Origin of the sequence: Kribbella sp. (genome assembly GCF_035687465.1) — a bacterium.
Classification (GTDB): Bacteria; Actinomycetota; Actinomycetes; order Propionibacteriales; family Kribbellaceae; genus Kribbella.
In genome coordinates this window covers 1-22,065 of record NZ_DASRXP010000016.1, presented here as the reverse complement: position 1 = coordinate 22,065, position 22,065 = coordinate 1, and the positions used below count along the sequence as shown (strand labels likewise).

Sequence of the window (22,065 nt, the reverse complement as noted above, 5' to 3'; positions counted from 1 at the left end):
GAGCGAGGTCGTCAGTCTTGGTGGTCTCGAGATCGACCCGCGGAGCCGCGAGGTCACGGTCGACGGCGTACCGGTCGAGCTGACCCGCAAGGAGTTCGACCTGCTGCTGGTGTTGTCGCGCCGGGCCGGCGCGGTGGTCAGCAAACGGGAATTGCTCGCCGACGTGTGGGGCCTGCCGTGGGGCGGCGGCGATCGCACAGTCGACGTCCACCTCTCCTGGTTGCGCCGCAAACTCGGCGAGACCGCCGCCGAACCCCGCTTCCTCCACAGCGTCCGCGGCGTAGGCATCAAACTCGCCCCAGCCAACCCAGCAGCTCAGCCCGGGCCGGCCGTTCAGCCCGGACCAGCGGCTCAGCCCGGGCCGGCGGCTCAGCCCGGGCCGGCGGTTCAGCCCGGGCCGGCGGTTCAGCCCGGACCAGCGGCTCAGCCAGGGTCAGCGGTTCCGCCCGGCCCAGCGGCGCAGCCGGAGGCGGCGCGGCCGGCGTCAGGGGCGCAGCCGTGACCACGGGCTCGGCCGCCGGGGGCACGAGCATGCGGCGCCGGATGCTGCTGTTGTCCGTGGGGATGACCACTCTGGTTGTGCTCGCGTTCGCGGTGCCGCTGACGCTGCTGCTCCGGCAGGCCGCGCTGAACGACGCCATGGACAAGGCTCGCCTCCGCGCCGAGAACGTCGCGTACTACGTCGGCGACCGCTACCACACCGACGCCGAGATCCAGGCGTACATCGACAGCGTCGGCAGCGACGGCCCGGGCAGGATCTCGGTGAAGTTCACCGACGGCAGGACGGTCGGCGATCCGCCGCCCGGCGGCGTCACCGAGCCGAAGCCGGTCCCCACCGGGATCGACGACAAGAGCGAGGACGGCGACCACGACGGTCCGCCCAAGGTCTCGGACGCATCGTTCCGCAGCGTCGGCGGCGGGAAGGCGGCTGAGGTCGACGTCGACACCAAGGCGGGGCCGGCCTCCGTCTGTCTCTTCCTCACCGGCGGTGAACTGTACGACGGCCTGGTATCGCGCCTGGCGATCCTGGCCGCCGGCAGCGTCCTGGTTCTCCTGCTCAGCATCCTCGGCGCGGAACTGGTCTCCCGCCGACTCGCCCGCCCACTGGAAGAAACAGCCCGTACCGCGGAGCGCCTGGCCAAGGGTGATACCGAAGCGCGCGCCCCGACGAGTGGTCCCGCGGAGGTGGCGAAAGTAGGTGCCGCACTCAACGGTCTCGCGGATCGCATCGACGAGGTGATCGCGGTCGAACGCGAGGCGGTCGCCGACCTCTCCCACCAACTCCGAACCCCGCTGACCGCATTACGCCTGCAGGTCGAGGCACTGCCGGACCGCGATCGGGCGGAGGAACTCAACACCCAGGTGAACAGCCTCGAGCGCACCCTGACCGCGGTGATCAAGGCTGCTCGCCGGCCGCAACGCGAGGGCCGGGTACCGCGCTGCGACGCGGTCGAGGTGACTCGCCGTCGGGCCGCCTTCTGGGAACCGTTGTTCGAGGACCAGGGCCGGGAACTCATCCTCGACCTGCCGACCCCGCCGGCCGAGGTCCGGTCGTCGGCCGAGGATCTCGCGGCGGCACTGGATGCCCTGGTGGAGAACGTGGTCGCGCACACTCCCGACGGAACGCCGGCGCGGATCATCCTCACCAGGGAACAGGTCGGCGCCGGGACCGGAGTACGGATCGTGGTCGCCGACGAGGGGCCAGGGATCCCGCTGGGGGCCGGTGAACGCGGCCGCAGCGATCGCGGTTCGACCGGCCTCGGCCTGGACATCGCCCGCCGCTGCGCCGAGGCCGCCGGCGGCCGCCTCACCATCCACCCGAACCTCCCCACCGGCTCCTCCATCCACCTGACCCTCGCCGCCCCCGGCAGCTGACACCCGAGGTCATCGAACTGCTCGGCAAGCCAGGGAACGCGATCTTCACCACGCTGATGCCGGACGGTAGTCCGCAGGCAACCGTGGCCGGCGTGATGGTCGACGGTGACGAACTGGTCGCGCACACCGCGCCGCGAATGCAGCGGGTGAAGAACTTACGGGCCGACCCGCGCATCACCGTGCTCGTCGTCGACCCGGACGATTCGAAGCGCTACGTCGAGGTTCGGGGTATCGCTTCGCTGCGCGAGTGTTCCGGTGAGGACATCGGTGACATCTTCAGGAAGCAGGCGGAGAAGTACGGCTTGCCGGGAGGAGTGGGTAAGGTCCCGCCGGGGGTCACCGTGATCCAGGTCCGCATCAAGCCGATCAAGGTGAACTACAAGGTGTTCACGCCTGGGCGGATGGGGCCCCAGACAGGTCAACTGGGCAACGCGCGCCCTGATGCCGACGGCAACGGCGAACGGCCCGATGTCGTCCTTGACGGGACTGTGGTCAAGGATGGCGAAGATTACTGGATCGAGTTCAGCCGGAAGGTCGACCACGCGCCTGAGCGGGTGTGGGCCGCGCTGACTGAGCCACGTCGGCTGGTGATGTGGGAACATGCGGTCACCTACCTGCCTGCGCTGAAGCTGGGCGCAACGATCTCTGCCAACCTCAACTTCGAGGTGAACGCAGTTGCGCTGGGCAAGGTCACCGAACTCGAACCGTTGCGCACTTTCGGCTTCCGGTGGACGACGAACAATCCGATCTTGCCGCCGGAGTTCGGGTTGCGGTTCGAGCTCGGCGACGACCAGATTCTCCAGGTGCGTTCCGGACCCTTCTCCGTCGAGCATGGAATCGTGCCGCTGATGGCTTCGATGCACATCCATCTCGACCATTTCGAATCGGCTGTCACGGCCGCTGAGGCTGACCTGCCGTCCGAGCCCTGGCCCCGGCAGAGTGTGGTCACCCGATCGGGCCGCATGGCCGACATGGCGAGGGCGTACGGAAGGAAGGTTTCCCAAGAACACCCGCAACTACATGTCGTGCACGCCAGCCGCGACCACTTGCGGGCCTGATGACGCGACTCAACAGCTGCGACACAACCGAGGGCATGCCACTCCGACCGGCGGACTGGCGCCGAGCGTGTCGCGATCCAGCCGCGGCCCGGCCAGTCCGGAAGTCCATGTCGTTCCTCTAATAGGGCGTGCATTTCAGCCGTGGTTCTCGACGGGCGGCTGCCGTTGGTCGCAGCGGCAGCCGCCCGAGCGCCGGTTATCCGAGGAACTGCAGGAGGATCCTGGTGAGCTCGGCGGGGTGTTCTTGGTAGAGCCAGTGCCCGGAGTCCGGGATGACCACCCCCGTCACGTTGGTGGCGTACCCGCGGACCCAGGTGGCCTCACGGCTGCCCAGGTTGGCCGAGGCGCCGATGGCAAGGACCGGCATCCTGAGCTTGGTCTTCTGGTAGATGGCGTCGTTCTTGACGTCCTGCGGCAGGGTGGCGAACCACGCGATGCTTGCCCGCAAGTGTCCGGGTTGCGCGAGGAAGTGGGCGTAGATTTTCATGTCGCATGCTGTGACGGCGCCCTTGACCACCTCGCTCGTCGGCATGAAGCCGGTCACCCACTGCTGCTCCCGGCCGGCCATCAACGCCTCGGCCAGGCCGTCCTTCTCGGCGAACAGGCCGAACCACCACAGGCCGGGGCCGTTCGGAGTCAGCGAGGGAAAGGTGTAGATGGTCGGGTCCGGGATCGGGGCCTCGCTGAGCACGAGTTTCACGACGTCATCGCGATGGGCGGCGGCGTAGGGATAGGCGACCGTCGTGCCGATGTCGTGGCCGACGATCCTGATGTCGTGGCTGAGGCCGAGCTTGACCATGAGCGCGTAGATGTCGGCGGCCATGGCCTTCTTCGTATAGGCGGCGGCGGAGGCGGGAGCATCGCTCAGCCCGGCACCGGGCAGGTCGGGCGCGACGACCGTGTAGTGCCGGGCGAGCGCGGGCAGGATGTGGTCCCACGTGTACCAGGTCTGCGGGTAGCCGTGCAGCAGGAGCAGGGTAGGCCCGTGGCCGCCGCGCACGTAGTTGATGCCGATGCCGTTGACGTTGACTTTGCGCTCGACGAATCCGGACGGGGGTGCCGGGTTGAGTGCGCAGGCGCGCTGGGCCGCAACGGCAGCGTCGCCCGGGGCGGATCGGGCGTGAGCGGATCCGGTGTGGGCGGACGCCCCCGGTCCGGCCGTGATGAGCAGCCCGGCGATACCGGCGGCCGCCGCGATGACGATGACGAATGCACGCACGCTTATCAGGTGCGCGGCGCGGGCGAGTTTCATTGATCTGCCTTTCCGTGTTGGTGCCAGGTGACGACTGCATTGCTGGCTAGGGACGGTTGCGACGTTGCGAATGCGGGGGCTTCCCCTCGCTTGGGGCAGATGACTGGCGCGGCGCCATCCGTCGGGTGGTCTGCCATGGGGGATCTCCTGTCCTGACTGTGTTCGTCACGGTGACGGTTCCGGCACCGTGCTGGACATTTCCGTGCCACTCGCGGCTGCCGTTTCGTGAGGTCGGCGCAGGAACGCTTCTCTGTGGCTTCTCCTGGGCAATTGGCGTCAAAAGGCAGGACTGCGAGCAGTGCCGTGAATGATTCGGTGCTCAGCTTGTGGTGTTGCGTCCCAGGCGCACCGTTGTTGCGCAGACGATGGCGGCGATGACCAGGAGTACGCCGTTGACGATGAGCGCGGTGTGCAGTGCGGAGGACATGCTGGCGCCGCCCGCGATCCGGCTGGTGAGGATCACGCCGAGGACGGCGGGACCGAGGACGGCGCCGTACTGGCGCAGGGCGGTGTTGACGGCTGCCGCCATGCCGGCGAGGCGATGCGGGACGGCGTTGATCGCGGCGACCGCGACGGCGCTGAGCATGAATGCGTCGGCGACGCCGAGGATGGCGAGCCGCCACGCGGCGGCGCCGATCGAGGTGTCGGCTTGAATCCCGGTCAGCAGGAACATCGCCACCGCGCCCAGCCCGAGCCCGACGGCCAGGAGCGCGACCGGTGGCCAGCGGGTCAGCAGCCGTCCGACCAGCGGGTTCGCCACGGCGGTGACGCCGTTGATGAACAGCAGTCGCACACCGATGGCAAGTGGTGATAGGTGCTGCCCGGCACCGAAATAGAGGCTGAGCAGGAAGATTGTTCCGACGAGCGCGAAGAGAGCGATCAGTGCGGAGAAGCCGGCGGCGCTGAAGGCGGGCGACCGGAACAGGGACAGGTTCAACAGCGGTGAGCTCGAGCGTGCCTCGACACGCAGGAACGCGGCGAGCGCGACAGCGCCCACGGCCAACCCGATAACGGCCTGAGCCGAGCTCCAACCGGACTGGCCGCCCTCGATCACACCGAAGATGCTGGCGGCGATCGCGATCGTCGCGGTGATCTGGCCGGGCCAGTCCAGGTGGCGGCCGTCCGGCGCCTTTGATTCCGCTAGGCGCAATGCGGCGAGGACACCGGCGACGAGGGCGAGCCCCGCGTTGGGTACGAAGACCCAGCCCCATCCGGCGTACCGGAGGATGGTCCCCGAGATCAGCGGTCCGACGGCGATGCCGAGCACGAGTCCGGTCGCCCACAGCGCGACGTAGCGCGCACGGGCCCGCAGATCGGGTACCGCGTGGGCGATCAGCGCGAGCGTGGTCGGCAGCAGCAGACCGGCGCCGGCGCCAGTGACGGCCTGACCGGTCCACAGCAGATGAAGTGCGGACATGCCGCTCAGCGTGCCGGCGACCGCGGCGATCACCGTGCCGAGCACGGTCAGTGCCATGCCGATGAGATAGACGCGGCGGCGGCCATGAAGATCCCCGAAGACACCAGCCGAAAGAATCATCGCCGCCATCGGAAGGATGTAGCTGTCACTGATCCACTGGAGGTCAGCCGTCGATGCGCCGGTCGAGGCGCCGATCGTGGTCAGCGAATCGCTGACCGCCGTGATCGGCACATACGTCACGAACACCCCCAGAACGGCCAGCGTGATGGTCAACGCAACGGTCCGCGTGCTGGGAGCGCCAGCCTCTCCGCCTTGCCGCTGCGAGTGCGCGGGGGTGATTCGTCCCGCTCGACGTGCGTTCGTCGCCACAGTTAGATCCCTTCGCCTTCATTATCTGAACGTGAAGATAAATTTATCACGACGTTGAGATTCTTCAAGCTGGTATATTTGCGGGCATGGCCACAGCAAGCGCTCGACGCGACCGGGTCGACTCGATGCTGGCGTTCCTCGCCACGCTTGAGCCCGAGCGTGATGCCTCCGCGAAGGCGATCGCCTGGCGGCTGCGGCGGGCCGCCCGCAAGTTGGACACCGAGGTACGCCGGCGGCTAGCCCCGCTGGGCATGGAGCTCTGGGAGCTGGAGATCCTCAGTGGACTGCGCCGCGCGGGCGGCACGCTGACCGTCGGCGAACTGCTGGACGTGGCCCAGCTCACCTCCGGCGCGATCACCAACCGCGTCGGACGCCTCGAGCGCAACGGCTACGTACGACGCGACGTCGACCCCGCTGACCGCCGTCAGGTTCTCGTGACGCTCACCCCCAGTGGCCTCGAACGCCAGCACCAAGCGGTCGAGGCCAACGACGTCGCAGAACAGGAAGTCTTCGCCGCCATCGACCCCGCACTACAACGGCGGCTGTCCGGCGACCTGCGTGAACTGCTACTCGCCATCGAAGGACCAGACCCCCACGCCTGAAGCCCACGGGAGCGTCAAGGCCTGACAACGGGGCTGGCGCGGTCGTCTATCGCTTGGTCGCGAATGGGGTTCGCTTGTCCGGGGTGGTGGAGCGACGCCGCCACGAGCCGACGCCCGGCGTAACCGGGCAAGGCTGCTCAGCAGCCCGGCGGGCCTCGTGAGCAGGTTCCCGCGGATGTCCGGTCAAGGGTTCTGGCCCTGACCCGTACGACATAGCCAACCGAGACATGTTTGTCGCACTGGCCCAGCCGGACGATGGCTGGCTTTGTGACCCGGGGCGATTCAGTTGGCCTGGTGCGTGGGGAGGAATTGGCTGAGGTACTGGAAGATCTCGGCTTCGTCCGGGTCGGCGGCACGCAGGCCTACGTATCCGTCCGGTCGGATGATGAGCAGGGTGTCGCCGTTGATGCTGTAGTTCTGGTGGGTGTGGCCCTCGTTGTCGGTGAATTGGGTCCTGTTAGGTCCGGTAGTGGGTACTGCGGCCGGGAGGAGCGGGAACGACTTCAGGTGGTCGCGGAAGTGTTCGGCGAGAGCATCCGCGACCTTGAAGCTGCGTGGCCCGAAGGCGAGTGCACTCGTGTGGGGTCCGCGGAGCAGGTCGAAGAGTCGAACCGCACTCCCGTCCGGCCCTTGCAGCAGTGAGTCGGGCGCGCGGTCGCCTGCCTGAACCATCGTCTGCTCGCCTCGGCGGGAGCCGTTGAGCTCACTGACGGGGTAGTGCACGTTGAGCTGCAGGGTGTCGGAGCCCTGTCGGTCACCTGGTGCGACTCCCTTGATGCGTCCGGCGATGAGCTTGGAGGAGAGGTTCAGGACGTCGGCGGCGATCGGGAGTCGCTCCTGCTCGTAGGTGTCGAGCAATCCGGCGGGTGCGCCGCGAAGGACGTGCGCGATTTTCCAGCCGAGGTTGTAGGCATCCTGGATTCCGGTATTCATTCCGAGCCCACCTGCCGGCGAGTGGACGTGGGCGGAATCGCCGGCCAGAAACACCCGTCCTGTGCGGTATCGGTCCACCATCCGCACGTTGAAGCGCCAGATGGACTGCCATTCGACGCGGCGTACGCGGATGTCGGTGCGCCCGCTGCGTTCCTGGACCAGGGCCTGGATCTGTGCGAGCGGCAGCTCTCCCGCAGTGTCAGGTGCCACGCCGACCTGGAGCTGGAAGGTGTCGGTAGCCGCCAGCGGGCACAGTGCCAGCAGTTTTCCGTCGGCGCTGGGCCACCAGTGCCAGAAGTCACGGTCGAGGCCGCTCACCTCGACATCGGCGGTCAGCATCCGGACCGTCTCGTCGGTCTGCCCCAGAAACCCGATCTCCAGCAGCTTGCGTACGGTGCTGGACGCCCCGTCACAACCAATGGCATAAGAGAACGAGTCGCTCTCGGACCCGCTCGCGGTTTGCAGGGAGGCGTGCACGCCGTCGCTGTCCTGCTTCAGGCCGGCCAGTTCCGTCCCGTACTCGACCGTCCCACCCAGTTCGCCCAGCCTCTCGCGGAGAATCTCCTCCACGCGCCACTGGGGAATCGGTACGGTGCGCGGGTACGGGGTAGACGCTGTGGGTTCCGGCGCGTCGGGGACCACGTCACTCGTTCCCAGGACCGCCCGATCCCGGTACTTCCGGATGGCCAGCCGAGAACGGCTCGTAGCCACAATGCGCCCAGCAACTCCCAGGTCGTCGAAGACCTCGATGCTGCGAGGTTGCAGCCCCTTCCCCCGAGAGCCCGGGGAAGGGCCCCCAGATTTGTCAACAAGACGGACGTCTACACCTCGGCGCGCCAGCTCGATCGCGGCGACCAGCCCGACCGGGCCGGCCCCCACGACGAGCACCCGCCCTCCAGAACTCCTCCTGCGCGCACCCGCCGGGCCACCATTGACCTCACGCAGGGCCATTGGCCAACCTTTCTCTAGCGCCCGTAACCCGTGGACCACGACCATTGTTCGGGACGTGCAGTCCGCCCTTCTTCGCGTACTCCAGGTCAACGCTGCTCTCCGGCACGTTGTCAGTCATTTCAAGCCAATCAAACGTTGATGTGTCGCGGGGCTGACTAATTCGTACGACAGCGGGGTGCCGAGCCGGGTGGACCGGCCCGGCTCGGGTGTTCAGTCGCGCAGGAATCCCAATGTCTGCTGGACGAAAAGGGTGTGGTACTGGAAGATGCCGCCGTGTCCGGAATCGGGGTAGATGCTCAGCTGGGCGTTGGGAAGTAGCTGTGCCAGCTCAAAGGAGTTGATCGTCGGCAGCATGATGTCCTCGTCGCCGTTGACGACCAGCACGGGCTGGGCGATGGTCGCCAGGCCGGCCGGTGACGTGCCCTGTTCCCATTTCGCGAGCGCGGTGAGCTGGGCGCCGATCGTCTCGTTCGACACCGGCGTATCCCGGTCCTGTTGAGTGCGCCCGTCGAGGCGGCCGAGAAAGGCGTCGGCGGCCGCCTGGCTGGTGGGCGTCGGCGAGAAGAACAGGATGTGCTTGGGGTGCCTCCCCTGGTTCGAGGCCTGCTGAATGGCGCTCTGGAGCACCTCTGCGCCGCTCGCCCCTCCCTTGCCGCCGGCGGGGCCAGTGCCGGCCAGGATGAGGCGCCGGACGAGGTCGGGACGCTGCTGCGCGACCACTTGGGCGACCATGCCACCCAGGGAGAAGCCCAGCAGGTCGACGGTGCCCAGCCCGAGAGCCTCGAGGAACGCCACGGCGTCATCGGCCATGGCCTCGACGCTGTCCGGGGTCGTGCCTCCGGATCCGCCGACGCCGCGGTTGTCGAAGGCGACGACGTGCCGCTCGGAGGCGAGGCCATCGACCACCGCCGGGTCCCAGTCGTCCAGCACCGCCGTCAGGTGGTGCAGGAGTACGAGCGGGACACCGCCTTCTGCGCCCACCTGCCGGTACGTGAACGGGATTCCACCGACATCTACCGTCGTGGTCGGTACGTCCTTGTAGCTCACTGCCATTTCTCTTCACTCTCCGAACTCACGCCGCGCAGGCGGTCTTGCCCAGCGGCATAGGATAACGATCACTATATAACGAACGTTATCCTATGCTGGAGGCGTGGCACCAAGCCGAGCGAGGAAGGTCACACATGCGGTACACCAAGGAGCACAAGGTCAAGGCGAAGGAGGCGATCCTGCGTAGCGCCTCACGAGTCCTGAAGCGGGACGGCTTCAACGGGATCGGCGTCGACGGTCTTGCCGCGTCGGCGAATGTCACCTCCGGCGGGTTCTACTCGAACTTCGCCACCAAGGAGGCGCTGCTGGAGGAAGTGATCAGCGCGGAACTGGGAGCGATGTTCGCCGGCATCGCCGACGCCGACTCGTCGGAGCGCGGTCAGCGTCTGCGGGAACTGATCGCGATCTACCTCAGCGACGACCACTGCCAGGGTGTCGCCGACGGCTGTGTGATGCCCTCACTGAGCGCAGACGTTTCGCGAGCAGGCGCCCACGTCCGCGAGACCTACGAACGCCGCATGACCGAGCTCGTCGCGATCCTGGCCCCCGCCATGACGGGCACCCCCCAAGAGCAGCAGCAGCGCGCCTGGACCGCAGTGGCCACCATCGTTGGAGCCGTCACGGTCGCCCGCGCGTTGCCCCCCGGGGACGCAGCGCGAGCCGTCCTCGACGCCGCTCTCACCACCGTCACAGGGATGGTGCGGATGTGATCCGAATAGCCGTCGCACTCATGCACGACAGGACGTTGCCGCAGCAGCGCTTGTTCGGTCCGGCATCTCTCGCCGGGGACAGCTGGCACGTCTGCGCTAGGACGTTCGAGACAGAGCATCCAAACGCGTAACCGTCAGGCGGGTGCCTTCTGCTGTCCGCCGGGACTCGACGCCGCAACCTCGCTGAATCGCGTTGGCTCCTGCTCCGTAGGACGTTGCCAAACGGTGGCTGGTGATGCGAACGGTGGGCAGATCGGCGGCCTTGGATTGCGGCTCGGGTTGCCGGGCCGAGCCGCCGCTTCAGGCCTGAAGAACGTCAGTTGGTTGCCGCCTTGACCTCGTCCTTGTGCTTGGCGAGCCAGCTGGCGAAGGACTGGAGTTCCGGGTTGAGTTCGCGGACCAGGTCCAGGTCGCGGTCGCCGGTGAAGCGGTCCGAGTCCTGCGCGTAGAACTGGAACATGTTCGCCACCTCGACCGCGGTCGGGAAGCCGAGCCGGCGGAATTCGTCCCAGGTGTAGGGCTTGTAGACGACCTTTTCGCCGAGCGCCGCCGTCAGAGCCTCCGCGTACTGCGCACCCGTCAGGTGGTCCCCGGCGATGCTCACGGTCGATCCGATGAAGTCCGTGCCGCGCTTGAAGATCCCCAGCGCCGTCTTGCCGATGTCCTCGCCCGCGATCCCGGACAGCGGTTCGTCGTCCATCGGCAGCGTCAGGACCAGGTTGCCGTCGGCGTTCCGGGCCGGTCCCATCCCCTGCTGCATCGCCTCGAAGTAGAAGGTGGTCTGCAGGAAGGTCGTCGGGACGCCGTACCGGGTGAACAGCTCGTTCGCCTCACCCTTGGCGTCGAAGTGCGGAACTTTGTAGCGCCCGTCGTCCACACTCGGCACGCCCTCGTCGTCGCCGAAGTGCGGCCGGGTGTCCTCCAGCGTCGACCAGATCACGTGCGCCACGTTGGCGTCCTTGGCCGCCCGGGCCGCGTTCTCCGCCTGCTCGAGTTCCATCTCCGCGCGGGTCCGCGCCGCCTCTTCCTCCGGGGTCCGCGACACCCAGTAGTTCGTCACGACGAAAGCGCCGTACGCCCCGTCGAACGCCTTCCGAACGCTCGTCTCGTCGTCCAGGTCCGCCTCGACCACCTCGGCGCCGGCCGCCGCCAGCTCCTGTGCCTTGGCGGACTGCGGGTCGCGGGTCAGCGCCCGTACTGCGAACTGCTGCTCGGGGTCCGCGAGGATCGCCCGGACCAGCCCGCCACCCTGCGAACCAGTGGCTCCGACTACGGCGATCAGCTTCTTGTCAGTCATCTCAATCTCCTTCGAGGGCGACTGGGTTGATGTGTCAACCCACGATTTGATCGTAGCTCGCTTGGTTGATGTGTCAACCCCACGCGGTAGGATGGGTCTCGTGGCAAACGAACCGTGGCTCGACGACGACGAGCAGAAGGCCTGGCGCAGCTATCTGCTGATGCGGCGCACGCTGGAGACACACCTGACGCGGCACCTGCAGCGCGAGTACGGGCTGTCCGAGTCCGATTTCGAGATCCTGGTCAACCTGTCCGAGTCGGAGACCGGCCGGATGCGCGCGTTCGAGCTCGGTCAGGCGACCCAGTGGGAGAAGTCCCGGATGTCGCACCACCTGAGCCGGATGGAGAAGCGCGGCCTGATCCGCAAGGAGGCCTGTGACGCCCGCTACCCGGAGATCGTCCTGACGGACGCCGGCCTGGAGGCGATCAAGGCCTGTGCGCCCGCGCACGCGGCCCGGGTCCGGGAGCTCTTCGTCGACGTTCTCGGTCCCGAACGGATGACCGTCCTCGGCGAGGCGTCCGACGATGTCCTCGCCACGATCGAGAAGCACGAGAAGACGAACTGCCCTCCAGAGGTCCGCGGCTACTGCTGAGCGGTGGGACGGTCTAGCTGAAAGACAGCTCTCAGGAGAGTCTCAGGAGAACTTGATCCTGGCTTGACTGTCTCTTGGCGTGGGCCTGAGGGCTTCGCGGCCAAGCTTTCGGGCATGGTGACCCCTGACGAGTTCGATCCCCATCCCGACCGCACCCGCTGGCTCCGCCGCTCGATCACCGGCGCCGTCGCGACCGCAGTGATCGGCATCACCGGCACCGGCCTGGCCGTGGCCATCGTGACCTCCCGCCAGCCCGCCACCTCCGGCGACACCCAAGCAAGCAGCGACAGCACGAGCAGCAGCACTCCGAGCAGTGGCAGTACGAGCAGCGACGGCGGTTCCAGCTCGGGCAGCCAGAGCGACCAGGGCAGCGGCCTCGGTACCTCCACCCAGGACGCGCCTACCCAAGGCGGGAGCAACGGCTCGTGATCGCCGCACGAACCTGGACCGCGTGGAGCTGCACGGTCCGCCTCACCGTCGACGACCCCGCCGTACTGGGGGCCGCGTGTGGTGCTCTGAAGGCTCTGATGGACCGGGTGGACATGGCCGCCAGCCGGTTCCGGACCGACTCCGAACTGTCCGCGGTCAACGCCCGGGCCGGCTCGATGGTCCCGGTCTCGCGCCTGCTGGTCGACCTGGTCGACGTCAGCCTGGTCGCGGCCTCGATCAGCGGCGGCGCGGTGGACCCGACCGTCGGAGCCGCGGTAGTTGCCGCCGGCTACGACCAGGACATCGAGGCCGTACGCCGCCGCCGCGCACCCGCGATCCTCACGGCTGCCGCTGATCCGGCCCCCGGCTGGCAGAAGGTGCAGCTGAACCGCAAGCTCGCCATGATCGGCGTGCCCGAGGGATCCGCCCTGGACCTCGGCGCCACCGCCAAGGCCTGGACCGCCGACCGTGCAGCGCTTGTCATCAGCAAGCGCCACGGTTGTGCGGTACTGGTGGAGATCGGCGGCGACCTCCGGGCCGCCGGTACTCCGGCCGAGCCCTGGAACATCCTGGTGGCCGAGCGCGAGGGCGAACCCGGCGTGGCAGTGACCCTGTCCCACGGCGGCCTCACCACCTCCACCCGGACAGCGCGGACCTGGGCCACGTCGTCGGGCGATGCGCACCACATCATCGACCCGCGCACCGGCCGACCGGCCGCCGGCCCGTGGCGAACCGCCTCGGTCTGGGCGCCCACCGCAGTACGGGCCAACACCTTCAGTACTGCGATGGTCGCGACCGGGGAGGCCGCCCTCGGGCGGCTCACGCTGGCTGGGCATCCTTCGCGACTGGTGGCGGATGACGGCGAGGTCACTGAGCTGGCCGGCTGGCCCGCGGCAAGCAGGGTTGCCTGATGACGCTGTGGTACCTGGCCCGGGCAGCCGGGGTGATGGCGATGGTCCTGTTCACGGTCGCAACCACTCTCGGCATCCTCGCTGCCGGCGGAAACAAACCAGAGCGGCGTTTCTGGTTCCAATACGTTCACCGATCAGCTGCTGCCACAGGCCTGGCGCTGCTGATCGTGCACGTCATCGCTGTGATCGCCGACAGCTACGCCAATGTCAGTACCTCGGTCCTGATCCTGCCGTTCACCTCTGGCTATCGCCCGTTCGCGGTAACCGTCGGAGTCGTGGCTCTCTATTGCCTCGTCTTCACCGCACTCATCGGAGCCGCCAGAGGACGTCTGGCCCGATCCGCGGCCGCCACCAAGCGCTGGCGAGTCCTGCACATCGCCGGATCCGTCGGCTGGTTGCTGTCCGTCGGACACGGCCTGCTGGCCGGCACCGACAGAAGCACGCCTTGGATGCTGGCCATCGATCTGGTCTGCCTGGCCTCAGTAGCGATCGCCGTCGGCGTACGCCTGAAGAGCCGCACCGCTCGGTCCAATACACGGCTCAACCTCGCACGTGCCGGGAGAAGCTCATGACCATCCTGCAGGAGACCCCACTACAGTTGCGGGTGATCGGAGAGCCTCGGCTCCTGGCCGGGCTCAGGGAAGGCCGAGCCGACCTCCAACGACACCTCTGGACTCACGGTGCGGCACCAGAACTGACCCGCGCGGACTACGCCGACCTGACGACCGCTGTAGGACTTCGAGGCCGGGGCGGTGCGGCTTTCCCGGTCGCCCTCAAGCTTGCCGATCTCCCACAGCGGGGGATCGAGGCAGTAGTGGTCAACGGCTCCGAGAGCGAGCCAGTGAGCCGCAAGGACCGACTACTCCTCACCATGGCACCGCACTTGGTACTGGACGGGGCAGTCGGCCTGGCCAAGGCGCTGAACGCGCCGCAGGTCCTCATCGCCGTTCACGACGGCGCAGCCGCTACGTCGATCCGAGCCGCGATCCAGGAGCGCCAGGATCACCTCCGGATCGAGGTGACCGACACTCCCGGGCGGTTCGTGGCCGGCGAGGCACGGGCCGTGCTCAGCGTGCTCGAGGGCGGTCCGGCGGTTCCGCCTGGGCGAAGAGTGCTGCCGACGAGGAAGGGGTACCACAAGCGCCCGACCTTCCTGTCGAATGTGGAGACCTTCGCTCAGCTCGCAGTACTGGCCAGGCTCGGCTCCCATCAGTTCAGCAGCACCGGCCTGATCAGCGAACCCGGCACCCAGTTGCTGACCGTGGACGGCGCGGTCCAGCGCCCCGGGGTGATCGAGGCGCCGACCGGCATCCCGCTCGAGACAGTCCTGCAGTACGCCGGTGCGCCGACCGACGGGCCGGTCCTGATCGGTGGGTACCACGGCCAGTGGCTCCCCAGGCCTGACGGCATCAAACTGAGCCGTCCTGAGGTCCCTGTCGGTGCCGGGATCGTCCTAGCGCTGACCGCTGACAGCTGCCCGCTCGGAGAGGTCCACCGGGTCGCTCAATGGCTGGCGAGCCAGTCGGCCGGTCAGTGTGGGCCGTGCCTGTTCGGGCTCGGCGCGCTGGTCGACGACTTCAGCCGGCTGCTGAGCGGTGATCCCGCCGGCTGGCACGACGCCCAGCGGCACCTCGGCCTGGTTCCCGGGCGGGGGGCCTGCGCTCACCCCGACGGATCGGCCCGGTTCCTGGCGAGTGCGCTCGAGGTGTTCGGCGAGGACGTCCGGCAACACCTCGCCGGCGGCTGCGGCCGCGCAGTACGGGGCCTGCTGCCGGTCCCGGGTGGTATCCGGTGAGCGCGGGCCGACACAGCGCCGTCGCGGTGAACGAGGCATGGAAAGAGGAGGTAGAGCAGGTGCACAAGCTGGAGATCGACTGGACCCGGTGCGACGGGCACGGGCTCTGCGCGACCCTGCTGGCGGACGAGTTGGTGCTCGACGAGTGGGGCTTCCCGGTCCTTCGGGGCCGCCCGATCACCCCCGGTGAGCTGACGAACGCGCGCCGCGCAGTACTGGCCTGTCCGGCCCTCGCCCTCCGCCTGACGGAGCAGTGAAAAGTGATTCACCAGCCATCGGAAAGGACCGTCCCACCATCACACCAGTGACAGAAGTGGACTAATCTCTGAGGAGGCGCACAAAGGCGTGCGACCCGGCGCGGAGAAGCGTCGCAGTCACGTGGAGACGGTGGGGAATGCAGAGCAAGCTGGACGTCCAGAAGGCGGATGTTCTCGCCAAGGCAGTGGCCGCTGGAACGCATGGTCACGACCGATCAGTGGACGCCGGGAAGCTGAAGAGCTTCCTGGAGCGGTATTACCGCTACGTCGCGGCCGAGGACGTGGCCGAGCGGCAGCCGACGGACTGTCTGGGGGCTGCCAAGCATCACTACAAGTCCGCGATGGTCCGCCCCCAGGGGACGGCCAAGGTGCACGTCTTCACCCCGACACTCGAGGAGCACGGCTGGTCCGCCAACGGCCGGACGGTCGTGGAAATCGTCGTCGACGACATGCCCTTCCTGGTCGACAGCGCGGCGATGGTGATCACCGACCACGGCCTGGAGCTCCAGCTGCTGGTGCACCCGCAGTTCGTGGTCCGGCGTGATGTCGCCGGCACCCTGCAGGAGGTGCTCGACGACGCGGCCACCGCGGACGAGCACGATCTGGTCAAAGAGAGCTGGATGCACCTGGAGATCGAGCGGATCGCCGATCCGACCGAGCACCGGGAGCTGGAGCGGGCGCTGCAGCGGGTGCTGGGCGACGTGCGCGAGGCGGTCGAGGACTGGCCGAAGATGCACGAGAAGGCGGTCAACATCGCCGAGGGCCTGGACCCGTCCAAGCTGCCGGTGAGCGAGAGCGAGGTCGAGGACGCCCGGGAGCTGCTGGAGTGGCTCGCCGACGAGCACTTCACCTTTCTCGGCTACCGCGAGTACGCGTTCACCATGCGCGGCGACCGCGGCGTCCTGCGCGGTGTCCCCGGCACCGGGCTCGGCATCCTCCGCCCGGACCCGAACCAGGACGCGAACGCCGGGCTGCTGCCGCCGGAGGTGAGCGCCAAGGCCCGGTAGAAGAAGCTGCTGATCCTGACCAAGGCGAACTCGCGCTCCACGGTGCACCGCTCGTCGTACCTGGACTATGTCGGCATCAAGCAGTTCGACTCCGACGGCGAGCCCGTCAGCGAGCTCAGGTTCATCGGCCTGCTCTCGTCGACGGCTTACACCGAGAGCGTCATGCAGGTGCCGGTACTCCGGCGCAAGGCGCTGGAGTTGTTCCGCCTGACCGGCTTCGACCCGAACAGCCACAGCGGCAAGGGTCTGCTTGATGTCCTGGAGACCTACCCGCGCGACGAGCTGCTGCAGGCGCCGGTGGAGGACCTGCTGCCGATCGTGCAGACCGTGCTGCATCTCCAGGAGCGGCGTGCGGTCAAGCTGTTCGTCCGCCGCGACGTCTACAACCGCTACCTGTCGTGCCTGGTCTACCTGCCGCGCGACCGCTACACCACCGCTGTCCGGCTGAAGATGCAGCAGATCCTCAAGGACGCCATCGGTGCTGACTCGGTGGACTACGCGGCGCACGTGACCGAGTCCGTCCTGGCCCGGGTGCACTTCGTGGTCCGGATGAAGCAGGGCGAGACCGTGGGCGACTACGACGCCGACCTCCTCGAGCAGAAGGTGATCGAGGCGACCCGGGCCTGGCAGGACGACTTCAACGCCGCGCTGCACGCCCAAGGTGGCGATGGCGCGGTCACCAGGTTGAGCAGCCAGTACGCGGGCGCTTTCCCGGAGGCCTACAAGGAGGACTTCGACGCCAGGGTCGCGGTGAAGGACGTGATGATCCTCGACGGCCTCCCTGCCGAGGACGGCCTGGCCATGTCGCTCTACAGCCCGATCGACGAGGAATGGCCGGGCGAGCGCCGCTTCAAGGTCTACCGCACCGGTACTGCGCTGTCGTTGTCGCAGGTGCTGCCTCTCCTGACGCACATGGGTGTCGAGGTGATCGACGAGCGCCCGTACGAGCTCCGCCGGCCCGGTGGCACGGCGTACATCTATGACTTCGGGCTGCGCGCGCCCAGCGACTACGAGGAGCGCGAGGAGTTGCGCACCCTCTTCTCCGAGACCTTCCGGGCCGTCTGGGAAGGCCGGGCGGAGTCAGACAAGCTGAACGCGCTGGTGATCCGCGGCAGTCTCAGCTGGCGGCAGGTGTCGATCCTGCGCGCCTACCAGAAGTACATCCGGCAGGGCGGCACGCCGTTCAGCCAGGACTACATCGAGAACACCTTCCTGCACCACGTGGATGTGGCGGGGCTGCTGGTCCAGCTGTTCGAGACCAGCTTCGACCCGGCCCGCGGTGCCGCCGACGACCCGGACCGGGTGAACGCGGTGGACCAGCTGGAGAAGGAGATCGTCGCCGCGCTGGACACGGTGAAGAGCCTGGACGAGGACAGGATCCTGCGGTCCTACCTGACCGTGATCAAGGCGACCCTGCGGACGAACTACTTCCAGCCGTTGCCGGACGGACAGCCTCGCGGGTACATCTCGTTGAAGCTCGAGCCGAAGGCCATTCCGGACCTGCCGCAGCCGCGCCCGGCGTACGAGATCTTCGTCTACTCGCCGAGGCTCGAGGGTGTGCACCTGCGGTTCGGCGCGGTCGCCCGCGGCGGTCTGCGCTGGTCGGACCGGCGGGAGGACTTCCGGACCGAGGTGCTGGGCCTGGTGAAGGCGCAGATGGTGAAGAACTCGGTGATCGTGCCGGTCGGCGCGAAGGGCGGGTTCTACGCCAAGCAACTGCCGGATCCGCTGGTCGACCGGGATGCCTGGCTGGCGGAGGGCGTCGCGTCGTACAAGACCTTCATCTCGGGTCTGCTGGACATCACCGACAACATCGTCGGCGGATCCATCGTTGCCCCGAGCAACGTCGTCCGGTACGACGGGGACGACGCGTACCTGGTGGTTGCCGCCGACAAGGGCACCGCGACCTTCTCCGACCTCGCGAACGGGGTCGCCAAGGACTACGGATTCTGGCTCGGTGACGCGTTCGCGTCGGGTGGTTCGGTCGGCTACGACCACAAGGCGATGGGCATCACCGCGCGCGGCGCGTGGGAGTCGGTCAAGCGGCACTTCCGCGAGATGGGCCACGACTGCCAGAACGAGGACTTCACTGTCGTCGGTGTCGGCGACATGTCGGGAGATGTCTTCGGCAACGGAATGCTGCTGTCGGAGCACATCCGGCTGGTCGCGGCCTTCGACCACCGGCACATCTTCCTGGATCCCACGCCCGATGCGGCTGTCTCCTTCGCCGAGCGGCGGCGGTTGTTCGAGCTGCCCCGGTCGTCGTGGGCGGACTACGACACCGCGCTGATTTCCGAAGGCGGCGGGGTCTACCCGCGGACCGACAAGGCGATCCCGATCTCCGCGGAGGTCCGGGCGGCGCTCGGCATCGAGGGCAACCCGTCGACGCTGACCCCGGCCGAGCTGATGCAGGCGATCGTGAAGGCGCAGGTCGACCTGTTCTGGAACGGCGGCATCGGCACCTACGTGAAGGCGGCCGCGGAGACGCACGCCGACGTCGGCGACAAGGCGAACGACGCGATCCGGATCAACGGCAAGGATCTGCAGGCGAAGGTGGTCGGCGAGGGCGGCAACCTGGGCTTCACCCAGCTGGGCCGGATCGAGTACGCCCTCAAGGGCGGCCGGATCAACACCGACTTCATCGACAACGTGGCCGGGGTGGATACCTCCGACCACGAGGTGAACATCAAGATCCTGCTGGACAAGGTGGTCGCGGCCGGCGACCTGACCCCGAAGCAGCGCAACGACGTGATCGCCTCGATGACGGACGAGGTCGCCGCCCTGGTGCTGAAGAGCAACTACCGGCAGAACATCGGGCTCGCGAACGCGACCGCCCAGGCGCCGGCGCTGCTCCACGTGCACGCCGATTGGATCCGCCGGCTGGAGCGGCAGGGGCTGCTGGACCGGGAGCTGGAGTTCCTGCCGAGCGTGCAGGAGATCCGGCGGCGCAAGGCGGACGGCCGCGGGCTGACCTCGCCGGAGTTGTCGGTGCTGATCGCCTACACCAAGATCGTCCTCGAGGCAGAGCTGCTGAAGACCTCGCTGCCGGACGACGAGTACCTGGCCTGGAAGCTGGCCAGCTACTTCCCGCGGGTGATCCAGGAACGGTTCGCCGAGCCGATGGAGTCCCACCAGTTGCGTCGCGAAATCATCACCACCCAGGTGGTGAACGAGTTCGTCAACTCGTCCGGGATCACGGCGTACCACCGGCTCTCGCTGGAGACCGGCGGTACGGCGGAGGACGTCGTCCGGGCGAACCTCGCGGCCAGCCGGATCTTCGGCCAGCCGGACCTGCTGGCCCGCAACGCGGATCTCGACAACATCGTCGACGCCGAGACACAGACCCAGATGCGGCTGGAGACCCGGACCCTGGTCGAGCGCGCGACCCGCTGGCTGGTCAGCAACCGGCGTCCCCCGCTGGACATCGCGGAACTGGTCGACTTCTTCTCACCCGGTATCGCCAAGCTCACCACCGCCCTTCCCGAGGTGCTGCGCGGGCGCGAGCTGGCGTTGTTCGAACAGCGCCGCAAGGAACTGCTCGACCAGGGGGTCGCGGAGGACTTCGCCACCCGGATCGCGGTGCTCCCACCAGCGTACGCGGGGCTCGGCATCGTGGAAACGGCCGAGCGCGACGACCTCGACGTACTGGAGGTCGCCAAGGTCCACTTCGCGTTGGGTGAGCGCCTGCAGCTCGGCAAGTTCCTGGAACGGATCATCGGCCTGCCGCGAACCGATCGCTGGCAGACCATGGCCCGCGCCGCATTGCGTGACGACCTGCACTCGGTCCACGCCCGCCTGACCGCCCAGGTGCTGGCAACAACGGACGCGTCCCGCGACGCGGAGGACCGCGTCGCCGCCTGGCAGGACCTCAACGAGATTGCGCTAGGTCGCGCAGCCACCATGATGGAAGAAATCGTCGACACCGAAGGCCCCGAACTGGCCCAACTCTCGGTAGGCCTCCGCCTGGTCCGCACCCTCCTCGAAAACCAGGCCTGATCGCTCCACGCCTGATCGCTTACGTCCGAAGAACTGGCGACCCGTCCCTCCACTTCTTCGGACGCAACGCCTCTCCGCCCTCGCTTGAGCGGTTACGTCCGAAGGGGTGAAGGGCCTGCCCCTCGGTTCTTCGGACGTAAGGGTTTAGCGGTCGGAGACGATGACTTCGACGGAGTATTGGTCGGCTCGGTAGCAGTGGTCGCCGAATTCGACGGGGGAGCCGTCGGCGTTGTAGGCGCTGCGGGTCATGGTGACCAGGGGTTCCGCCTTCGACATGTGCAGGGTGCGGCGTTCCTCGGCGGTGGCGTTGCGGGCGCCGATCCGCTGGCGGGCGACCGTCGGGCGGATCCCGCGGGCGCGGAGTACGGCGTACAGGCCGTCCTTCTCCAGCTCGTCGGCGGTCAGGTCGTTCATTGCTGGCGGCAACCAGTTGCGCAGGATCGCGAGCGGCAGGTCGCCGGCGTACCGGAGCCGGACGATCGACACCAGCAGCGTGCCCGGCGGGACCCCGAGCGCCTCGGCCGCACGATCGTCCTGGGTCTCGCGGACGAGTGACAGCACGTCGGTGTGCGGAATGCGGCCCTCGCGCTGCAGATCGTCGTACAGGCTGGTCAGCTCGGCCCGGCGATGCACCATCTGGTTCGCCACCGTGGTGCCGATGCCGCGGCGGCGGACCAGCAGGCCCTTGTTCACCAGCTCGGAGATCGCCCGCCGCACGGTCGGCCGGGACAGGCTGAGCCGGTCCGACATGGCGACCTCGTTCTCGAACGGGTCGCCCGGGCGGAGCGTGCCGTCGCTGATGGCAGCGATCAGCTGTTCGGCGAGCTGGTGGTAGAGCGGCACCGGGCTCGACCGATCGATCTGGATCGGCAGGGCGGCCATGGCTGGATGTTACATGGTGGAGGTATGTATGTCTCGACGTGCGAATGTGTTAACAAACTATTGACACTGCGGGTCCCGGCGGCAAAGCTGGCCAGGCGAACCAGCACCGCCTCCGGCCGGTCCGGCGGCAGGTCGCGCGCGTACTTCCACCGGCGTCCAGCAAGGCGCCGGCAGGTCACGACGAGAGGGCAGCGGATGCGGATCGGGTTGGTCGGGGTGGGGCGGATCGGGGCTTTCCATGCCGCGACGCTGAAGGATTTGCCGGCCGTGGACCAGGTCGTGGTCACGGATGCCGACCCGAGCCGGGCCGAGCTGGTGGCCAAGGATCTCGGGGCCGAGTTCGCGCCGGACGTGGACCAGTTGCTGCGCAGCGGGATCGACGGCTTCGTCATCGCCGCGGCGACCACGGCCCACGCGGACCTGATCGCCCTGGGCGTCGCGGCCGGGGTGCCGACCTTCTGTGAGAAGCCTGTCGCCCCCGACCTGGCCGACACCCATCGGGTCGTCGAGTTGGTCGAGGCCGCGGACGTTCCCGTGCACATCGGCTTCCAGCGCCGCTTCGACGCCGGTTTCCGCGCCGCCCAGCAGAAGGTGCACAGTGGCGAGCTCGGCTTCGTGCACCACATCCGGGCGAACACGAACGACGCGTTCCCGCCGCCGGAGGAGTACATCCCGGCCAGTGGCG

Annotated in this window: 20 protein-coding genes; 14 read left to right on the top strand and 6 right to left on the bottom strand. The window is 68.0% G+C overall.

The genetic code is table 11. From position 1 onward, the window contains the following. From VFG33_RS00820 to VFG33_RS00810, 3 genes are all read left to right on the top strand, one after another. The coding region (locus tag VFG33_RS00820) for a winged helix-turn-helix domain-containing protein (RefSeq protein WP_325021257.1) at nt 1-502 on the top strand (502 nt) is incomplete at its 5' end. Continuing rightward, a complete protein-coding gene (locus tag VFG33_RS00815; RefSeq protein WP_325021255.1) occupies nt 499-1,875 on the top strand; it encodes a sensor histidine kinase in 1,377 nt (458 codons plus the stop codon). The genes VFG33_RS00820 and VFG33_RS00815, both read left to right, overlap by 4 nt. A 56-nt stretch (nt 1,876-1,931) precedes the next feature. Then, nucleotides 1,932-2,933: a pyridoxamine 5'-phosphate oxidase family protein gene (locus VFG33_RS00810; RefSeq protein ID WP_325021253.1), complete on the top strand. Its 1,002-nt coding sequence runs from the start codon at nt 1,932-1,934 to the stop codon at nt 2,931-2,933. A 196-nt stretch (nt 2,934-3,129) separates the two neighbouring features. On the opposite strand, the gene VFG33_RS00805 is transcribed toward VFG33_RS00810, so the two are convergent. Together VFG33_RS00805 and VFG33_RS00800 are read right to left on the bottom strand one after the other, a co-directional pair. Next, entirely contained in the window at nt 3,130-4,185 is a 1,056-nt protein-coding gene (locus VFG33_RS00805) for an alpha/beta fold hydrolase (RefSeq protein ID WP_325021252.1), read from the bottom strand. A 319-nt stretch (nt 4,186-4,504) separates the two neighbouring features. Then, nucleotides 4,505-5,875, bottom strand: coding sequence for an MFS transporter (locus VFG33_RS00800; RefSeq protein ID WP_325021250.1), 1,371 nt, complete (start codon nt 5,873-5,875; stop codon nt 4,505-4,507). A 182-nt stretch (nt 5,876-6,057) separates the two neighbouring features. Between VFG33_RS00800 and VFG33_RS00795 the strand changes: the two genes are divergently transcribed. Beyond that, complete coding sequence (locus VFG33_RS00795) at nt 6,058-6,573, top strand: MarR family winged helix-turn-helix transcriptional regulator (RefSeq protein ID WP_325021247.1); 516 nt, start codon at nt 6,058-6,060, stop codon at nt 6,571-6,573. 282 nt (nt 6,574-6,855) lie between these two features. Here VFG33_RS00795 and VFG33_RS00790 read toward each other — a convergent pair whose 3' ends face one another. Together VFG33_RS00790 and VFG33_RS00785 are read right to left on the bottom strand one after the other, a co-directional pair. Next, on the bottom strand, nt 6,856-8,457 hold the full coding sequence (locus VFG33_RS00790) for an FAD-dependent monooxygenase (RefSeq protein WP_325021245.1): 1,602 nt from the start codon (nt 8,455-8,457) through the stop codon (nt 6,856-6,858). A gap of 210 nt (nt 8,458-8,667) precedes the next feature. After that, nucleotides 8,668-9,510: an alpha/beta fold hydrolase gene (locus VFG33_RS00785; RefSeq protein ID WP_325021243.1), complete on the bottom strand. Its 843-nt coding sequence runs from the start codon at nt 9,508-9,510 to the stop codon at nt 8,668-8,670. A 128-nt stretch (nt 9,511-9,638) separates the two neighbouring features. Between VFG33_RS00785 and VFG33_RS00780 the strand changes: the two genes are divergently transcribed. Further along, nucleotides 9,639-10,214 carry a TetR/AcrR family transcriptional regulator gene (locus VFG33_RS00780; protein ID WP_325021241.1) on the top strand — a complete coding sequence of 192 codons (576 nt, stop codon included), beginning with the start codon at nt 9,639-9,641 and terminating at the stop codon, nt 10,212-10,214. A gap of 316 nt (nt 10,215-10,530) precedes the next feature. Here the strand turns inward: VFG33_RS00780 and VFG33_RS00775 are convergent, their stop codons facing one another. Then, nucleotides 10,531-11,511: an NmrA/HSCARG family protein gene (locus tag VFG33_RS00775; protein WP_325021239.1), complete on the bottom strand. Its 981-nt coding sequence runs from the start codon at nt 11,509-11,511 to the stop codon at nt 10,531-10,533. Nucleotides 11,512-11,611: 100 nt separating this feature from the next. Between VFG33_RS00775 and VFG33_RS00770 the strand changes: the two genes are divergently transcribed. From VFG33_RS00770 to VFG33_RS00735, 8 genes are all read left to right on the top strand, one after another. Then, the gene (locus VFG33_RS00770; RefSeq protein WP_414672912.1) at nt 11,612-12,103 is read left to right on the top strand and encodes a MarR family winged helix-turn-helix transcriptional regulator; all 492 of its coding nucleotides are present in this window, start codon (nt 11,612-11,614) and stop codon (nt 12,101-12,103) included. 114 nt (nt 12,104-12,217) lie between these two features. Then, complete coding sequence (locus VFG33_RS00765) at nt 12,218-12,532, top strand: hypothetical protein (RefSeq protein WP_325021236.1); 315 nt, start codon at nt 12,218-12,220, stop codon at nt 12,530-12,532. Then, nucleotides 12,529-13,443 carry an FAD:protein FMN transferase gene (locus tag VFG33_RS00760; RefSeq protein ID WP_325021235.1) on the top strand — a complete coding sequence of 305 codons (915 nt, stop codon included), beginning with the start codon at nt 12,529-12,531 and terminating at the stop codon, nt 13,441-13,443. Before VFG33_RS00765 ends, VFG33_RS00760 begins: the two co-directional genes overlap by 4 nt. Further along, nucleotides 13,443-14,015, top strand: a complete 573-nt coding sequence (locus tag VFG33_RS00755; protein ID WP_325021233.1) for a hypothetical protein — start codon at nt 13,443-13,445, stop codon at nt 14,013-14,015. The genes VFG33_RS00760 and VFG33_RS00755 overlap by 1 nt, the downstream gene beginning before the upstream one ends. Beyond that, nucleotides 14,012-15,238: an NADH-ubiquinone oxidoreductase-F iron-sulfur binding region domain-containing protein gene (locus VFG33_RS00750; RefSeq protein ID WP_325021231.1), complete on the top strand. Its 1,227-nt coding sequence runs from the start codon at nt 14,012-14,014 to the stop codon at nt 15,236-15,238. Before VFG33_RS00755 ends, VFG33_RS00750 begins: the two co-directional genes overlap by 4 nt. Beyond that, entirely contained in the window at nt 15,235-15,495 is a 261-nt protein-coding gene (locus VFG33_RS00745) for a ferredoxin (protein WP_325021229.1), read from the top strand. Before VFG33_RS00750 ends, VFG33_RS00745 begins: the two co-directional genes overlap by 4 nt. Before the next feature lie 137 nt (nt 15,496-15,632). Then, nucleotides 15,633-16,502 (top strand): hypothetical protein, encoded by an 870-nt coding sequence (locus VFG33_RS00740; protein ID WP_325021227.1) that lies wholly within the window; start codon nt 15,633-15,635, stop codon nt 16,500-16,502. Nucleotides 16,503-16,544: 42 nt separating this feature from the next. Next, nucleotides 16,545-20,498, top strand: coding sequence for an NAD-glutamate dehydrogenase (locus VFG33_RS00735; protein WP_325021225.1), 3,954 nt, complete (start codon nt 16,545-16,547; stop codon nt 20,496-20,498). A 144-nt stretch (nt 20,499-20,642) separates the two neighbouring features. On the opposite strand, the gene VFG33_RS00730 is transcribed toward VFG33_RS00735, so the two are convergent. Beyond that, nucleotides 20,643-21,380, bottom strand: coding sequence for a GntR family transcriptional regulator (locus VFG33_RS00730; protein WP_325021223.1), 738 nt, complete (start codon nt 21,378-21,380; stop codon nt 20,643-20,645). 195 nt (nt 21,381-21,575) lie between these two features. Here VFG33_RS00730 and VFG33_RS00725 point away from each other — a divergent pair. Then, nucleotides 21,576-22,065: Gfo/Idh/MocA family oxidoreductase (locus tag VFG33_RS00725; protein WP_325021221.1), on the top strand; the 490-nt coding region annotated here is incomplete at its 3' end.

Excerpts from the sequence above, each read along its gene's own strand:
- VFG33_RS00750 (WP_325021231.1), top strand. The coding sequence starts at position 14,012 with ATGACCATCCTGCAGGAGACCCCACTACAGTTGCGGGTGATCGGAGAG.
- VFG33_RS00805 (WP_325021252.1), bottom strand. The coding sequence starts at position 4,185 with ATGAAACTCGCCCGCGCCGCGCACCTGATAAGCGTGCGTGCATTCGTC.
- VFG33_RS00810 (WP_325021253.1), top strand. The coding sequence starts at position 1,932 with ATGCCGGACGGTAGTCCGCAGGCAACCGTGGCCGGCGTGATGGTCGAC.
- VFG33_RS00795 (WP_325021247.1), top strand. The coding sequence starts at position 6,058 with ATGGCCACAGCAAGCGCTCGACGCGACCGGGTCGACTCGATGCTGGCG.
- VFG33_RS00765 (WP_325021236.1), top strand. The coding sequence starts at position 12,218 with ATGGTGACCCCTGACGAGTTCGATCCCCATCCCGACCGCACCCGCTGG.
- VFG33_RS00785 (WP_325021243.1), bottom strand. The coding sequence starts at position 9,510 with ATGGCAGTGAGCTACAAGGACGTACCGACCACGACGGTAGATGTCGGT.
- VFG33_RS00730 (WP_325021223.1), bottom strand. The coding sequence starts at position 21,380 with ATGGCCGCCCTGCCGATCCAGATCGATCGGTCGAGCCCGGTGCCGCTC.
- VFG33_RS00740 (WP_325021227.1), top strand. The coding sequence starts at position 15,633 with ATGCAGAGCAAGCTGGACGTCCAGAAGGCGGATGTTCTCGCCAAGGCA.
- VFG33_RS00780 (WP_325021241.1), top strand. The coding sequence starts at position 9,639 with ATGCGGTACACCAAGGAGCACAAGGTCAAGGCGAAGGAGGCGATCCTG.
- VFG33_RS00755 (WP_325021233.1), top strand. The coding sequence starts at position 13,443 with ATGACGCTGTGGTACCTGGCCCGGGCAGCCGGGGTGATGGCGATGGTC.
- VFG33_RS00790 (WP_325021245.1), bottom strand. The coding sequence starts at position 8,457 with ATGGCCCTGCGTGAGGTCAATGGTGGCCCGGCGGGTGCGCGCAGGAGG.
- VFG33_RS00775 (WP_325021239.1), bottom strand. The coding sequence starts at position 11,511 with ATGACTGACAAGAAGCTGATCGCCGTAGTCGGAGCCACTGGTTCGCAG.